The 15,706-nt window shown below is 71.5% G+C and carries 8 protein-coding genes and 1 pseudogene; 6 read left to right on the top strand and 3 right to left on the bottom strand.

The genetic code is table 11. The features are described 5' to 3' along the window. Nucleotides 1-35: 35 nt before the first annotated feature. From N8I87_RS06375 to N8I87_RS06365, 3 genes are all read left to right on the top strand, one after another. Nucleotides 36-758, top strand: coding sequence for a DNA alkylation repair protein (locus N8I87_RS06375; RefSeq protein WP_263206272.1), 723 nt, complete (start codon nucleotides 36-38; stop codon nucleotides 756-758). 267 nt (nucleotides 759-1,025) lie between these two features. Continuing rightward, the gene (tuf, locus tag N8I87_RS06370; protein ID WP_263206270.1) at nucleotides 1,026-2,204 is read left to right on the top strand and encodes an elongation factor Tu; all 1,179 of its coding nucleotides are present in this window, start codon (nucleotides 1,026-1,028) and stop codon (nucleotides 2,202-2,204) included. 81 nt (nucleotides 2,205-2,285) lie between these two features. Beyond that, the gene (locus N8I87_RS06365; RefSeq protein WP_263206269.1) at nucleotides 2,286-3,131 is read left to right on the top strand and encodes a spermidine synthase; all 846 of its coding nucleotides are present in this window, start codon (nucleotides 2,286-2,288) and stop codon (nucleotides 3,129-3,131) included. 79 nt (nucleotides 3,132-3,210) lie between these two features. Here N8I87_RS06365 and N8I87_RS06360 read toward each other — a convergent pair whose 3' ends face one another. Together N8I87_RS06360 and N8I87_RS06355 are read right to left on the bottom strand one after the other, a co-directional pair. Further along, nucleotides 3,211-4,227, bottom strand: a complete 1,017-nt coding sequence (locus N8I87_RS06360) for a DUF8017 domain-containing protein (RefSeq protein ID WP_263206268.1) — start codon at nucleotides 4,225-4,227, stop codon at nucleotides 3,211-3,213. 100 nt (nucleotides 4,228-4,327) lie between these two features. Next, nucleotides 4,328-5,278 (bottom strand): annotated as a pseudogene (locus N8I87_RS06355) (DUF8017 domain-containing protein). A gap of 71 nt (nucleotides 5,279-5,349) precedes the next feature. On the opposite strand from N8I87_RS06355, the gene N8I87_RS06350 reads away from it, so the two are divergent. Beyond that, nucleotides 5,350-5,802, top strand: coding sequence for a DUF4442 domain-containing protein (locus tag N8I87_RS06350; protein ID WP_263206266.1), 453 nt, complete (start codon nucleotides 5,350-5,352; stop codon nucleotides 5,800-5,802). A 37-nt stretch (nucleotides 5,803-5,839) separates the two neighbouring features. Here N8I87_RS06350 and N8I87_RS06345 read toward each other — a convergent pair whose 3' ends face one another. Continuing rightward, on the bottom strand, nucleotides 5,840-6,460 hold the full coding sequence (locus tag N8I87_RS06345; RefSeq protein WP_263206264.1) for a DUF7691 family protein: 621 nt from the start codon (nucleotides 6,458-6,460) through the stop codon (nucleotides 5,840-5,842). A gap of 501 nt (nucleotides 6,461-6,961) precedes the next feature. On the opposite strand from N8I87_RS06345, the gene N8I87_RS06340 reads away from it, so the two are divergent. Both N8I87_RS06340 and N8I87_RS06335 read left to right on the top strand, forming a co-directional pair. Further along, nucleotides 6,962-8,329 (top strand): hypothetical protein, encoded by a 1,368-nt coding sequence (locus N8I87_RS06340; RefSeq protein ID WP_317633450.1) that lies wholly within the window; start codon nucleotides 6,962-6,964, stop codon nucleotides 8,327-8,329. Between the two features lie 452 nt (nucleotides 8,330-8,781). After that, nucleotides 8,782-15,705: a type I polyketide synthase gene (locus N8I87_RS06335; RefSeq protein WP_263206262.1), complete on the top strand. Its 6,924-nt coding sequence runs from the start codon at nucleotides 8,782-8,784 to the stop codon at nucleotides 15,703-15,705. Nucleotide 15,706: the final 1 nt, after the last annotated feature.

The raw sequence follows: 15,706 nt of genomic DNA, 5'->3' as shown, positions 1-15,706 counted from the left end.
CGACGCATGTATGTGATCGCCGTATGGTTCGTCTCATGACCGTCACAGGTGCCCGCCCGGCGGACGTGCCGCCCAGCGATCTCGCCGACACCCTGCTGGAGCGGGTCACCGCCGTCTACGCCACCGCTGCCGACCCGGAGCGGGCCGCGGCCATGCGGGCCTACATGAAGGACGTGGCCCCCTTCCTGGGCATCCCCACCCCGGCCCGCCGCGCCCTGTCCCGCACCGTCCTCGCGGGCACCCCGCGCCCCGACGAGGCCGACTGCACGGCGATCGCCCTGCGCTGCTGGGCGCTGCCGCAGCGTGAGTACCACTACTTCGCCGCCGACTATCTGCGCCGCCACGCCGGGCGCTGCTCGTCGGACTTCCTGCCGGTGGCCCGGCACCTCGTCACCACCGTCCCCTGGTGGGACACGGTCGACCTGCTCGCCGCCCATGTCGTCGGCGCGCTCGTCGCCGCCGACCCGCCTATGGCCGCCGACATGGACCGGTGGATCGCCGACAAGGACCTCTGGGTCGCCCGCACCGCCCTCCTCCACCAACTGCGCTACAAGGAGCGCACCGACACCGACCGGCTGTTCTCCTACTGCCTGCTCCAGTCCGGGCACACCGACTTCTTCATCCGCAAGGCGATCGGCTGGTGTCTGCGCGAGTACGCCAAGACCGACCCGGAGGCCGTACGGTCCTTCCTCGCCCGTGAGCGGGGGAGGTTCGCGCCGCTGACGGTCCGGGAGGCGCTGAAGAACATCGGCGGCTGAAGCGGCCCGACGGCCGGACCCGCCCCGGGAAAACCATTCGACGTGGGACAAGGCGTCGGCGATGATCGTCGTCATGTTCCGGTACGCCTTCGTCCTCGCAGCATCCGCGGTCGCGGATGCTCCGAAGGCTGCCGTCCCGATCTTCCTGGCCGCTGTCGACGGCGCCCGAAGCTGACCCTCCCCGGATTGTCCGGCGGACCCCGCAGGGGGAGGGTCGGCCAGTTCCCTGGGGTCCCGTCACGACTTACGAGGCTTCGAGGTAGAGCCATGCCCAAGACGGCATACGTGCGCACCAAGCCGCACCTGAACATCGGCACGATGGGCCACGTCGACCACGGCAAGACCACCCTGACCGCGGCCATCACCAAGGTGCTGGCCGAGCGCGGCACCGGCAGCACCACCGAATACGTTTCGTTCGACCGCATCGACCGCGCCCCGGAGGAGGCCGCCCGCGGCATCACCATCAACATCGCGCACGTCGAGTACGAGACCGACACCCGGCACTACGCGCACGTGGACATGCCGGGCCACGCCGACTACGTCAAGAACATGGTCACCGGCGCCGCGCAGCTCGACGGGGCGATCCTCGTCGTCTCCGCGCTCGACGGGATCATGCCGCAGACCGCCGAACACGTCCTGCTCGCCCGGCAGGTGGGCGTCGACCACATCGTGGTGGCGCTGAACAAGGCCGACGCCGGCGACGAGGAGCTCACCGACCTGGTCGAGCTGGAGGTACGGGAACTGCTCACCGCGCAGGGCTACGGCGGCGACTCCGTACCCGTCGTACGGGTCTCCGGGCTGAAGGCCCTGGAAGGGGACCCGCGCTGGACGGCGTCGGTCGAGGCGCTGCTCGACGCCGTGGACACCTACGTGCCCATGCCGGAGCGGTACCTGGACGCGCCGTTCCTGCTACCGGTGGAGAACGTGCTCACCATCACCGGGCGGGGCACGGTCGTGACCGGCGCGGTCGAGCGCGGCACGGTCCGGGTCGGTGACCGTGTGGAGGTGCTCGGCGCGGACACCGAGACCGTCGTGACCGGCCTGGAGACCTTCGGTAAGCCGATGCAGGAGGCCCAGGCCGGGGACAACGTGGCGTTGCTGCTGCGGGGTGTCCCCCGGGACGCGGTCCGCCGCGGGCACGTGGTGGCCGCGCCGGGCAGCGTGGTGCCCAGCCGGCGCTTCTTGGCGCGGGTGTACGTGCTGTCTGGGCGCGAGGGCGGTCGTACGACGCCGGTCTCGAGCGGTTACCGGCCGCAGTTCTACATCCGCACCGCGGACGTGGTCGGCGATGTCGACCTCGGTGAGGTGGCGGTGGCCCGGCCCGGGGACACGGTGACCATGACCGTGGAGCTGGGGCGGGACGTACCGCTGGAGCCGGGGCTCGGGTTCGCCATCCGTGAAGGAGGGCGGACGGTCGGAGCGGGGACGGTTACGTCCCTGGGCTGAGCGGTGCACCGGGGGCGCGGCATGTCCGTATCGGTACAGCCCCGCGTCCCTGGGGTGCTGCCCTCATCGCACAATGGAGGAGTGAACGAAGCCATACCCGTCACCCGTGCCACCGACCACGGCACCGCCAAGCTGATGCCCGACGTCGATCGTGAGCGGGCCTGGCTGCTCACGGTCGACGGGGCGCCGCAGTCGTACGTGGACCTGGACGCGCCGACACATCTGGAGTTCGAGTACGCGCGGCGGCTCGGGTATGTGCTGGACACCGTGGGGGAACCGGGGCGGCCGCTGGACGTCGTGCACCTGGGCGGGGGAGCGCTCACCCTGCCCAGGTACCTCTCGGCCACCCGGCCGGGCTCCCGGCAGGACGTCGTGGAGGCCGACCGGGGGCTGCTGGAGCTGGTGGCGGAGCATCTGCCGCTGCCGGACGGTGCCGGCATCACCGTGCACCCGGCCGATGCGCGCGCCTGGCTCGAGTCCGCCCCGGACGACTCGGCCGACGTGCTGATCGCCGACGTCTTCGGCGGCTCCCGGGTCCCCGCGCACCTCACCTCGCTCGCCTACGCCCGCGAGGCCGAGCGGGTCCTGCGGGCCGACGGGGTCTATCTGGCCAACCTCGCCGACGCCGCGCCGTTCGCCTTCCTCCGGTCCCAACTCGCCACGTTCGCCGCCGTGTTCGCGGAGCTGGCGCTGATCGCCGAGCCGGGCGTGCTGCGCGGCCGCCGGTTCGGCAACGCGGTGCTCGTCGCCTCGCACCACCCGGTCGACGCGGCCGCCCTGGCCCGCCGCACCGCCTCCGACGCCTTCCCTGCCCGCGTCGAACACGGCGCCGCGCTGCGCGAGTTCATCGGCGGCGCCCGCCCGGTACGGGACGAGGACGCCGTACCGTCACCCGAACCCCCCGACGGCGCGTTCGGCATCGGCTGAGCCGTTCACGGTCGTCCGCGGCGGGCCGCCCGGTACGTGTGCCAGAACTGGTGCGGGCACCGGGCGACCAGCCCCGCGGTCAGCTCTCGGTGGGGTCCCCGTGCAGCCGTACCGTGCTGAGGATCTTCATGATGGTCGCCGTGTCGACCTCGTCCTTCACGCCCTTGGCGCCGTAGAAGTTGAACGACACGATGTCTCCGGCCGAGTTCTCGAAGCCGAAGGTGAGCGACTTGCCGTCGCTGGCGCACTTGCCCTTGCGCGGCGTGTTGGTCGAACGCGCCCAGGCGTAGGCGCCCTTGACGCCCGACTTGGTCGTGAAGTCCGTGGCCTTCTTGTCGTAGGTGATGCTCTTCTTGTCGGGCTGTGTGTAGCCGCCGTACACCCACCAGGGCACCTCGCGGATCGCCGCGTCGCCGGGGCTCTTGGCGCCGCTCTCGCCCTTGGTGCCCACCGCGGCCAGCGACGTGTCCTCCGACCTGCCGTCCTTGTCGTCGTCGGACGTGCACCACTTGGACTTGTATTCGGCCGGTGCCGACATCGTGATGAGGGGCTTGCCGTCGCTCGACTTGTCGTCCTCGAATCCGATCGAGGTACCCGGGCTGTCGACCTGCCAGTCGGCCGGCACGTCGAAGGCCGTGCCCCACTTGGGGTTGACGACGACCTTCCAGCCCGCGATGAGCGGTTTGTCGGTCTCGTCGCCCCGAGGGTTGTCGTTCGAAACGGAGGAGGTGGCGGTGGGCTCCGGGGTCGGCGACCGGCTGGTCTTCTTGCCCGAACCGCCGTCCGCCTTGTCGTCCTTGTCCCCACCCAGGACGAGGAATCCGGTCACACCGGCCGCGACGACCACGGCCACCGCCGCGACGATCGCTATCAGCTTGGTCCGGCCCCCGCCGCCCTGCGGCGGCTGGGGCCCGCCCACCGGTGTCGGAGCGCCCCACTGCGGCTGCTGCCCATAGGGGTTCGGCTGCTGATACTGCTGGTAGCCGGGCTGCTGATACGGATTCGGCTGCTGGTAACCCGGCTGCTGATACGGGTTGTTCTGCGGGTTGCTCTGCGGGTTCTGCTCGCCCCCGGGCGGCTGCTGTCCTGGCCACATGGGCAGCTACCCTAGTGGCGCCAGGGACACGATTCGGTCACCACCCCTTGTCAGGGGCGTACCGAATCAAGGACCGCACCGAATCACCACACGTGTTGCCTCAGGAGTCCGACCCGGCGTCGTACAGCCGCACCGTGCGCAGGATGCCGCGGACCGTCGTGTCCGTGACCTCACCGCTGACGCCCGTGGCACCGACGAACGACCACGACAGCACAGCCCCGTCCGGGTCCTTGAAGGCGAACGTCGTCGCTCTGCCGTCGGAGTCGCACTTGTGCTTCTTCACGACCCCGGACGACCTCGAGGTGGCGAGGCTGCCCGTGATGCCGGAGGCGGTGGTGTACGACGTCACCGGGCCGGTGGTGACCTTCTTGCGGTCGGGCTGGGTGTACCAGCCGTAGACCCAGTCCGCCGAGTCGGAGCGGGCAGCCTCCTCGGTGCTCTTGTCGTGGTTGCCGCGCGTGCCCACGTTCGCCAGGGACGTGTTCTCGCTGCTGCCGTCCTTGTTGTCGTCGGAGCTGCACCACTTCTCCTTGTACACGGCCGGTGCCTTCATGCCGATGATCACCTTGTCGCCGGAGCCGGCGTCGTCCGTGACGTAGGTGATCTAGTCCTTCGAGCGCGGTGCCCAGTCCGGGGGCACGTCGAAGGCGATGCCCACATCCGGATTGACCACGACCTTCCAGCCGCTGACGGTCGGCTTCAGATCGCCTCCGGCGCGCGGGTTGTCCCGCACGGAGGAGGCGGACGGCGAGGCGGAGGAGGCCGTCGGTGAGCCGGTGGGGCCGGGGTCGGCCTGGTCGTCCTTGCCGCCGCCCAGGACCAGGAATCCGGTGACACCGGCCGCGACGACGACGGTCGTCGCCGCGAGGACCGCCACCAGCTTCGTGCGCCCTCCACCGCCGCCCGGCCCGGGCGCCGTCACGGTGGGCGACGCGGTCCACTGGGCGGACTGCTGTCCCAGGTACGGGTTCGGCTGCTGATAGCCGGGCTGCTGGTACGGGTTCTGCTGCGGATTCGCCCCGCCGCCGGGCGGCTGTTCCCCTGGCCACATGGGCGGTAACGATACAGCGATCATCGGACCGGCCTGGTCAGGCCCTACTACTCGCCGGTAACATCTCCCTCATGACAGTTGAGAGCGCCTCGATGGGCGACATGCTGGCCGCCGCCGTTCCGATGGTGCGGACCCTGAACCTTCAGTTCGTCGAGGTCACTCCGGAGCGCGCCGTGCTGCGGCTTCCGGACCAGCCGGACTTCCACAACCACATCGGCGGCCCCCACGCCGGCGCCATGTTCACCTTGGCCGAGTCCGCCAGCGGCGCCATCGTGCTCAAGGCCTTCGGCGACCAGCTCTCGCGTGCGGTGCCGCTCGCGGTACGGGCCGAGATCGGCTACAAGAAGCTGGCCATGGGGCCGGTGACGGCTACCGCCACCCTGGCCCGCCCGGCGGCCGAGGTCATCGCCGAGCTGGACGCGGGCGGACGGCCGGAGTTCCCGGTCGACATCGCCATTCATCGCGAGGACGGGTCTGTCACGGGCGAGATGACTGTCGTGTGGACGTTGCGGCTCAACGGGTGACGACGTGCGGGAGTGATGCCCCGCAAGTTTCCGCGTGTCAGGATCGGAAGCCGATGACGCCGAAGCCGGGCCGTGCCTCGGCGTGCCGCATCCAGTCGAGGCACTGCATGACGGCCTCCACGACTTCGGGCTCCAGCGGCGGTGCCTGTCCCGACTCGTCGACCGCGCGCTTGGTGGCCTCGAACTGCTCCAGCGCCCGGGCGATGTGATCGGGAGTCCACTCGCCGCAGCCCGGTGTGAAGGTGTACGGGAGCGGAGCGGGCGGGGCACCGTGGCTGAAGGCTTCCACGGACACGGCGGTGATGCCCAGAGAGACCAGACCCTGGTCGACGACTGAGAGCCAGTCGCCCCTGTGCGGTGTGAAGCAGTCGTTGCGCAGGAACACGCCGGTGAGCGAGCACAGCCGCTCGTAGGCGTAGCCGTACTGGAAGGCGTGGTCCTGGTTCTCGCTGAAGGGCCCGCCGTGGATGACCGCGCGCAAGGCCTCGTCCGCCGTGGGGGCGCCCTTCCCGATCGCGTGGCTGTGATAGTCGTCGTCGCGGGCCAGGTCGTCACCGAAGTTGCCGCGTATCACCTCCAGCAACTGGTCATCGCCGGAACCGACCAGGGCACGTGTGGCGGCCACGTCGAGCAGGTAGACGCTCAGAGAAGAACTCATGGGACGAACCTACGGGACGCCACTGACACCGCTGCGCGTGTGGTTCAGGCCGACTCGTCGTGGGCGCGCACGTAGCGCTCGTAGATCACTCGTGAGCCGAACGTCCTGGTCTCGAGAAGGTTGCTGGCGTACGAGGATGAGAGCAGGCCGGGAGAAACATGGGAGCTCGCTGTGGAAGAGTGCGTTCCGTTTCCGGCGGGAAGGTTGAGGATTCGGTGTGGCATCTGGCTTTCCGTACACACAAGTTGAGCCTTGAGTAACCAACACATCGAATGCCGATGCGGATACCGACGGTAACTCGGATTTGATTTCCCGGCCCTCCCGCTCGGGCCGCTCGAACTTCTTGTTACCTGTGAGTCGGGTGTGCGAGGGTGAGCCTCCGCTCGGGAGGGCGGAGGCCGGGCCCGGGACGGGAGAATCCGTCCTTATGGGTACGCGCCAAAGGTACGCACCAAGAGGTAATCCCTTGTGTCGTCCTTCGGCTTGGAAGGAAATGGTTCCGTGCAGTCCCGGTCCGATCGCAACCTCGTCGCACAACTCGGCGCCAAGGGCGACGGCGGCCATCGTGCCGTCGCCCTTCTGCTGGCCCGGCACTGGCGGGCGACCTGTGACTACGCGGTCGTCTGCCTCGCCTCCGCAACCGGTGCCGCCCAGTTCGTCGCCACCACGGCCTTCAACCGCGTGCTCGGCCGGCTGGCGGGCGGGGCGACCGGCGGCCCGCTGCGCCCGCAGTTCCTCGTGGCCGTGCGGGAGACCGTCCGGGAGTGGGCCGCCGACGAGGGCATCTGTGTGGTCCTGCCCGAGTTGCGCAAACCGACCGGCGGGCGCGGTCTACGCGCGGTGAAGTCCGGCATCCCCGAAAGAAGACAACTCGCCGAACGCGCTTTCCATGCCCTTCCGGGAGCGTCCCAATGTCTGCTGTGGCACACCGAGGTCGAGGCGGAGCCGATATCCGTTCCCGCCGGCCTGCTGGGTGTGGACATCTCTTCCGCCACGGCCATGCTGGAGCAGGCGCGTGAACAATTCCGGGCGGGACTGGTACGCGCCCACCGAGAACTCGCGCCCACTGCGGAATGTCGTTACTCCAACCGCCTCCTCGATATCTCCCTTCGCCGCGGCGGCTCGCTGTCGCCCGATGTGCAACAGCATTTGACGGTGTGCCAGTACTGCCGCCAAGCCGCGGAACAGCTGGGTCATTTCGAGGGCGGACTGGAGATCCTGCTCGCCGAGACCGTGCTCGGCTGGGGCGCGCGCCGCTATCTCGACTCGCGCCCGGGACGCGGAGCCGTCGAGGAACCGCCGCCCGCGCCTAAGGCCGTGAGCCCGGAGGCCGTACACCCGGAGGTCCTGCACTCGCAGGCCGTACGGTCGGCGTACGAGAGGCGAAACCGGACGCGGCGCATGGCGGTGGCCGTCGGCGTCGGCCTCACCTGCCTCGTGCTGCTCGCGACCGCGCTGGTGGTCAGGGGCTGGGCCGAAGGCCTCCATGGTGTCTCCCGACTCGGTGACGCCTGGGGAGCCTTGGGCGGCGGTTCCGCCCGGTCCGGTGTCAACCGTGAGCCGTCCGTCGCCGCCTCCCCGTCCGCCGCCGTGGCGAGCGGGCCCGCCGAGGTCGCCCATGGTGGACTGCGCAACCCCGCCGGCACCCCGCGCGACAAGTCCGGGCAGACTCAGGAGCGGTACGCCACCCGGATCGCGCGGGTCGGCTGCCGCGACGTCAGCGGCGGCCCGACGCCGGAGCGGCCGGTGCCGGTCGAGTACGCCGTCACGCCCGTCCTCGATGCCCTGAGACCCCTACCGTCAGCCCGGCGGCCGGGCGACCGGCGTTCCCCAGTCGTTTCTTCAAGGATTTACAAGATTTTTCCATGATTCACGTTTGGCCTGAATGCAATTCAGTCGCCGACAGGTTTCTGTCGGGCTGCCGTCAGGTCGGGGCGCGCTCGTGCGACCCTGGTTTCGGGGTGTATCGATCTGGCCACCGCGCCGAAGTCATGCGGAATTTACAGAGGTCGACCCGGCCGCCCGCCGTGTTGCGGACGGGTGAGTGGGGGGTGAATCCACCGGACGCTTTGACGGGCTTGTGGCGTTGAGGTGCCTGGGGCTCGTGGTGCGGACGGCCGTACGGTGGACGGGACTTGATCGGATTTTCGGCTCTTGCGTCGACTCTCGTCCACTGGCCGAATTGATTCCCCCACAAGCGGAATGGCCGCATCGTTATTGACCCGCCAGTAATAAGTCGCTAGTTTCCGGTGGCCCCGCACCAGCGCTTCCACGTCGCACAAACCCCCCACCGTGCTGTCTTACCGATTATTCGGAGCATCATGACGTCTGCTGCGCGCGCTCTGGACCTGATCATTTGCATCACCCCTTTCGGAGAACCCGATGCCAGGCTGACCGCGGCCGTCTGCCGGGCCGGCGGACTCGGGATCCTGGACCTCGGGAACGGCGACCGAAGAACCCGTGACGCCCTCGGGCGTCTGAGACGTATGGCGCCGGGCCCGTTCGGGGTGCGGGTCACGGGCCGGTGCCGGATGCGGCCCGAGGACATCGAGGCGGTCGACACCGTGGTCCGGACGGCCGACGCCCCGTGGCCGCTCCCCGAACTCGCGGCGAGCCACCGGGTGTTGGCCGAGGTCACCGACCTGGACCAGGCGCGGGACGCGGTGCGTGCGGGGGCGCACGGACTCATCGCCCGCGGCAGTGAGAGCGGCGGTCGGATCGGGGAACTCAGCACCTTCGTACTGCTCCAACAGCTGCTCGCCGACCCGGAGTCGGACGTGCCGGTCTGGGCGTGCGGCGGCATCGGACCCCGTACGGCGGCCGCCGCCGTGGCGGGTGGGGCGGCCGGAGTCGTCCTGGACACACAACTGGCCCTGCTGGCCGAGTCGACGCTGCCCGAGGCGACCGCGGCCGCACTCCGCTCCCTCGACGGCTCGGAGACCGTCGTCGTGGCAGGCCACCGCGTACTGCACCGCCGGGGCCCCGACGTTTTACGCCCGCCCGCCGACGACCCCACCGCCGTCGCCGCGCTGCTGGGCGCCCAGGACCCGCACACCCAGCTGCTGCCGGTCGGTCAGGACGGCTTCCTCGCGACACGCTTCGCGGAGCGCTGGCAGGACGTGGGCCGGACGCTGCGCGGACTGACCTCCGCGATCCGGGAGACCTTGCCCGGTCGGTCCGCCGACCCCGCGCCCGACCCCGACCCCGCGCCCGCCCGTGCGCTGCGGTCCGGCTCGGGCATGAGCCGGGCCCTCGGGACACGGCTGCCCGTGGCGCAGGGGCCGATGACGCGGGTCAGTGACCGGGCGGGATTCGCCGCGGCCGTCGCCGAGCACGGTGCGCTGCCCTTCCTGGCGTTGGCGCTGGCCGACGGAGCGCAGGCGCGCGCGATGCTGGAGGAGACGCGCGTAGCGCTGGACGGGCGGCCCTGGGGCGTCGGTGTGCTCGGGTTCGCCCCCGAGGACATCCGCGGCGCCCAACTGGAGGCCGTACGGGAGCTGGGGCCCAGCCACGCCGTCATCGCGGGTGGCCGGCCCGCCCAGGCCGAGGCGCTGGAGCGGGCCGGAATCAGCACCTTCCTGCATGTGCCCTCACCCGGGCTGCTGCGGCAGTTCCTCGAGGCCGGAGCCCGCAGGTTCGTCTTCGAGGGCTCCGAATGCGGCGGACACGTCGGACCGCGGGCCAGTTTCCCGCTGTGGGAGGCCCAACTGGCCGTACTGGAGGACTTCCTGGCCGACGCCGACGCCGACGCCGATGCCCATGCTGATGCCGGAGCCGACGGCGACACGGTCCGGCGGATCGAGGTGTTCTTCGCGGGCGGCGTCCACGACGAGCGCTCCGCCGCGATGATCGCGGCGCTCGCCGCACCGCTCACGGAGCGCGGAGCCGCCGTCGGCATCCTGATGGGAACCGCCTACCTGTTCACCGAGGAGGTGGTGCAGCGAGGCGCGATACAGCCCCTTTTCCAGAGGCAGGTCGTGGCGGCCGGGACCACCGCCCTCCTGGAGACCGCACCCGGCCACGCCACCCGCTGCGTCCCCAGTCCGTTCACCGTGAACTACCGCGACCGAGAAGCAGAGTTACGCGCTCAGGGCGTGCCGGACCGACGTGTCTGGGAGGAACTGGAGCGGCTCAACGTCGGACGGCTGCGCATCGCCAGCAAGGGCGTCGACCGGACCGACGGCGGTGAGCTGGCGCCCGTGGGAGAACAACGCCAGCTGGACGAGGGCATGTTCATGGCCGGGGAAGTGGCCGTGCTCCGCTCCGCGACGACCACCATCGAAGCCCTGCACCGCTCGGTGACCGACGGCGCGGCCGACTTCCTCGCCGCCCGTACCGAGGAGCTGAGCCGACGCCTCGGCGTCGACCGGACCGCGGGACCGGCGCAGCCCGCACCCGTCGACATCGCGGTCGTCGGCATGGCATGCATGTTCCCGCAGGCCCCTGACCTGGCCTCCTTCTGGGCGAACATCGTCGCAGGCCACGACGCCGTCACCGAGGTCCCGCACGACCGCTGGAATCCCGACGTGCACCACGCCGACGGCAGCAGCACCTCCAAGTGGGGCGGGTTCCTGCCGCGCATCCCGTTCGACCCGCTCGCCTACGGCATCCCGCCCGCCTCGCTCGGCACCATCGAGCCCGTCCAGCTGTTGTCCCTGGAGGCCGCCCGGCGCGCCCTGGAGGACGCCGGATACGGCGACCGAGGGCGGGAGTTCGACCGCTCACGCACCTCCGTCGTCTTCGGGGCCGAGGCGGGCAGCGACCTCTCCAACGCCGCCACCCTCCGTGCCGTACTGCCCTCGTACTACGGCACAGTGCCCGACGGGATCGAGGAGCAGCTGCCCCGGCTGACCGAGGACTCCTTCCCCGGCATGCTCGCCAACGTCATCTCGGGCCGGATCGCCAACCGGCTGGACCTCGGCGGGGCCAACTACACCGTGGACGCGGCCTGCGCCTCCTCGCTGGCCGCGGTGGACGTGGCGTGCAAGGAACTCACGGCGGGCACCAGTGACATCGTCCTGTGCGGCGGCGCCGACCTGCACAACGGCATCAACGACTACGTCCTGTTCTCGTCGGTCCACGCACTCTCCCCGACGGGCCGGTCACGGGCCTTCGACGGGTCGGCCGACGGCATCGCGCTGGGCGAGGGCGTCGCCTGCGTCGTCCTCAAGCGCCTTGCGGACGCCGAACGCGACGGCGACCGGATCTACGGCGTGATCAAAGGGCTCGGCTCGTCCAGCGACGGCCGCTCCCTCGGTCTGACCGCGCCCCGGCCCGAGGGGCAGCGGGCCGCGCTGGAGCGGGCGTACCGCAACGCGGGCATCTCGCCCGCCGCGGTCGGCCTGGTGGAGGCCCACGGCACCGGGACCGTAGTCGGCGACCGCACCGAACTCACCGTCCTCGGCGAGGTGTTCTCCGAGGCCGGGGCCCGGCCCGGCGGATGCGCGCTGGGCTCGGTCAAGTCGCAGATCGGGCACACCAAGTGCGCCGCCGGTCTCGCGGGCCTGATCAAGACCACCCTGGCGCTCTACACCGGCGTGCGGCCGCCCACCCTGCACCTGGAGAGCCCCAACGCGGCGTGGGAGGAGGGCGCCGGCCCCTTCGCCTTCCACACGCGGGCCCAGCCATGGGCGGCCCCGGCGGGCGAACGCGTCGCCGGAGTAAGCGCGTTCGGCTTCGGCGGGACCAACTTCCATGTGGTGTTGAGGGCTTACGCCGATGCCGTTCCGCCGGAGCAGGGTCTGGAGGAATGGCCCGCCGAGCTGTTCACCTTCCACGGGAGGGACACGGCGAGTGCCGGTCGTGCGATCGAGGCGGTCCTCAAGGCCGCCGAGTCCGAAGGCCGTCCCTGGCGGCTGCGTGATCTCGCGCTGAGCGCGGCCCGGCGCTCCGACGCCTCGCCGGATCCGGTGCGGGCGGCGGTCGTGGCAACGGACGTCGACGATCTGATCCGGCAGCTGCGCAGGGCCCTGGCCCAGGAGCACGACCCGGCCGCGGGCATCCACCTGGCCGACGCGGAGGCGCACGTCGAGGACAAGATCGCCTTCCTGTTCCCGGGCCAGGGCAGCCAGCGCCCCGGCATGCTCGCCGACCTGTTCATCGCCTTCCCCGAACTGCACCACTACCTTCAGCTCGGCCGGGCCCACGCCGACCGGCTGTACCCGCCCGCGGCCTTCGACGACGCGGCCCGCGAGCGCCGACGGGCCGAGCTCACCGACACCCGGGCCGCCCAGCCCGCCCTCGGCATCACCGGCCTCGCCGCCCACGGCTTCCTCACCACGGCGGGGGTGAGACCGGACATGGCCGCCGGACACAGCTACGGCGAACTGACCGCCCTGTGCGCCGCCGGCGCCCTCGACCCCGAGACGCTGCTGGAGCTGAGCACCGAGCGGGCCTCGGCCATCCTCGCGGCGGCGGGCGACGATCCCGGCACCATGGCCGCCGTCTCCGCCGGTGCCGAGGACGTCGAAACAGCTCTGCGCACGGCCGGTGCGCCCGCCTCGGTCGTCCTCGCCAACCGCAACTCGCCCCAGCAGACGGTGATCTCCGGTCCGACCGAGGAAGTCGCCGTCGCCGTACGGCTGTTGCGCGAGGCCGGGTTCGGCGCCAAGCGCATCCCGGTCGCCTGTGCCTTCCACAGCCCCTTGGTGGCCGGTGCGGGCGAGCGGTTCGCCGAGGTCCTCCGGGACAGGACCGTACGCCCGCCCGAGTTCCCGGTCTGGTCCAACCGTACGGCCGCCCCGTACGTGGCCGACCCGGACGCGGTCCGCGCGGAACTGGCCGCCCAGATCGGCGCGCCGGTCGCCTTCGCCGCGCAGATCGAGGCGATGTACGAGGCGGGAGCACGGACCTTCGTCGAGGCGGGTCCCGGCACGGTCCTCACCCGGCTGGTCGCGCAGATCCTGGGCGACCGCCCGCACCGCACCGTCGCCTGTGAGCCCCGTGACGGCAGCGGGCTGCGCGGCTGGCTCGACGCGCTCGCCCAACTGGCCGTCGCGGGACGGCCGGTGCGTACCGGATGGCTCTTCCGGGGGCGCGACGCCGTCGACGCCGTCCGCACCCCGGCACCGAAGCGACCAGGCTGGACGGTCGACGGCCACTTGGTCCGCACCGCCGCCGGAGAACTCCTCCCCGGTGCGCTGGCACCGGCCCGACGAGTCGTGGAGACGACTGTGACGACGAACCACCCGTACGGCGTCCCGGGCGGCCAGGACGCGCTGATCTCCGAATTCCTGCGCACGAGCCGGGAGATGATCGCCGCCCAGCGCGATGTGCTGCTCACCTACCTGGGCGCGGTGCCGGGCCAGTCCGCTCCCGCACCCGCCGCGCCCGGCCGCCTGGTGGCGCCCCAGGCCCTGCCCGCCGAGCTCGTCGCCGCTCCGCAGCTGGTCCCGGAGTCCACCCCGGCCAACACCGGTACCGGCACGGACCCGGCAGCCGATGTGGAACGCCTCGTCCGGGAGATCATCAGCGAGCGCACCGGCTACCCCGTCGACATGATCGAGCCCGACCTCGACCTGGAGGCGGACCTGAGCATCGACTCCATCAAGCGGGCCGAGATAGCGGGAGAACTCGCCAAGCGGCTGGGGATCGGCGCCGGGGCGGACGTCACGGCCCTGGACGACGCGTTGTTGGAGGAGCTGGCCAAGGCGCGTACGGCGGTGGCCGTGACGGGCTGGCTCGTGGCGCGGCTGGGCGGGGCCGGGGAGCAGGGTGCCGTCGAGCCCGAAGTGCCCGGTGGCGGAGAGGAGTCGACGGAACAGGTCGTCGGGGTCACGCCCAAGAGACTTCAGCTCCGTCCGGTGCCTCTGGGGCAGCCGGACCGCCCGGCGGATCCGGCGTCCGTGCTGTCCGGGAAGCGGTTCGTCGTGCTCGGCGACGGAGGCGGCGCGGCTGCGGAGATCGCGGCGCGGCTCGCTCCGTACGGCGCCGAGGTGGTGACCGTCGACGCGGAACACCTGCTGACCGAGGCCGACGGCGTGGTGGACGGCGTGCTGCACATGGGGGCGCTGCCCGGCGCCGAGCCGCCGGTCCTGCCGGACGCCTTCCCCGCGCTGAAAGCCGCCCTCGCGCGTGAGCCGCGCTGGCTGCTGGCCGTACGGCCCGCCGACGGCGACGACGTGCTGCGGGCGGCGGGGTTGGACGGCCTGTTCCGCACCGTCGAACGCGAGTACCCGCAGACGGTCGCGCGGACCGTCGTCCTCGCCGACACGGGTCCGTCCGCCGTCGCGGACGCCCTGCTCGCCGAACTGCTCGCGCCCGACCCGGCACCCGTCGTCCTGCGCACCTCCGCCGGCCGGCACGGTTTCGAGCTCGTCGAGGCACCCCTCGGCACGCTCGGCAGCACGGGCGCGGGACCGGCCGGTGACGGTGCCGCCGAGGCCGCCGCGCTCGGCCTTGACCGGGACTCGGTGGTGCTGCTGGTGGGCGGCGCCCGCGGGATCACGGCTAAGTTCGCGGCCTCGCTCGCCGCGGCCTGCCGTTGCCGTATCGAACTGCTGGGCAGAACGCCCGCGGCCACCGGCCCCGAGGACCCGCGGACTGCCGCCGCGCACACCCCGGCCGAACTGCGCGCGGTCCTCGCCTCCGGTGGCTCGCTCCGACCCGCCGAGACCAACCGGGCCGCCGAACTGATCCTCGCCCAGCGGGAGATCGCCGCGACGCTCGCGGAACTCACCGCGCTCGGCAGCCGCGTCCGCTACCACACCGTGGACTTCCGTGAGCAGGACGCCGCGCTCCAGGCGGTCAAGGAGATCCACGCCGAGCACGGCCGCCTCGACGGGGTCGTGTTCGCGGCCGGGGTGATCGAGGACCGGCTCATCGCCGAGAAGACCACCGAGTCCTTCCAGCGGGTGTACGGCACCAAGGCGGCCGGAGCCGCCACCCTGCTCAGCGCGCTGGAGGAACTGCCCAACGGACCGGGATTCACGGTCCTGTTCGGCAGCATCTCCGCCGTACTCGGCAATCGCGGTCAGGCCGACTACGCGGCCGCCAACGACGCCCTGGAAACCCTGGGCACTGCCTGGGCCGCCCGCACCGGACACCGCGCGCTGACCGTGCACTGGGGGCCGTGGGCGCCCAGCGGCTCCCACGGCGGGATGGTCGGTCCGGAGCTCGGCCGGGAGTACGCCCGGCGCGGCATCCGACTGATCGACCCCGAAGAGGGCACCGCGGCCCTGCTGCGGGAACTCGCCTGGGGTGAGGAGTCGGCCCGCGCGGTCGTCTACACCGCCTCGGGGTGGTGAC

It is taken from the genome of Streptomyces sp. HUAS 15-9, assembly GCF_025642155.1.
GTDB lineage: Bacteria > Actinomycetota > Actinomycetes > Streptomycetales > Streptomycetaceae > Streptomyces.
The sequence above is the reverse complement of the archived record's forward strand: the minus strand, read 5'-3'. Positions and strand labels throughout refer to the sequence as shown.

What these genes read in the sequence shown, in the direction of transcription:
- N8I87_RS06345 (WP_263206264.1), bottom strand. Translation starts at nt 6,460, where the DNA reads ATGAGTTCTTCTCTGAGCGTCTACCTGCTCGACGTGGCCGCCACACGT.
- N8I87_RS06335 (WP_263206262.1), top strand. Translation starts at nt 8,782, where the DNA reads ATGACGTCTGCTGCGCGCGCTCTGGACCTGATCATTTGCATCACCCCT.
- N8I87_RS06350 (WP_263206266.1), top strand. Translation starts at nt 5,350, where the DNA reads ATGACAGTTGAGAGCGCCTCGATGGGCGACATGCTGGCCGCCGCCGTT.
- N8I87_RS06375 (WP_263206272.1), top strand. Translation starts at nt 36, where the DNA reads ATGACCGTCACAGGTGCCCGCCCGGCGGACGTGCCGCCCAGCGATCTC.
- tuf (WP_263206270.1), top strand. Translation starts at nt 1,026, where the DNA reads ATGCCCAAGACGGCATACGTGCGCACCAAGCCGCACCTGAACATCGGC.
- N8I87_RS06360 (WP_263206268.1), bottom strand. Translation starts at nt 4,227, where the DNA reads ATGTGGCCAGGACAGCAGCCGCCCGGGGGCGAGCAGAACCCGCAGAGC.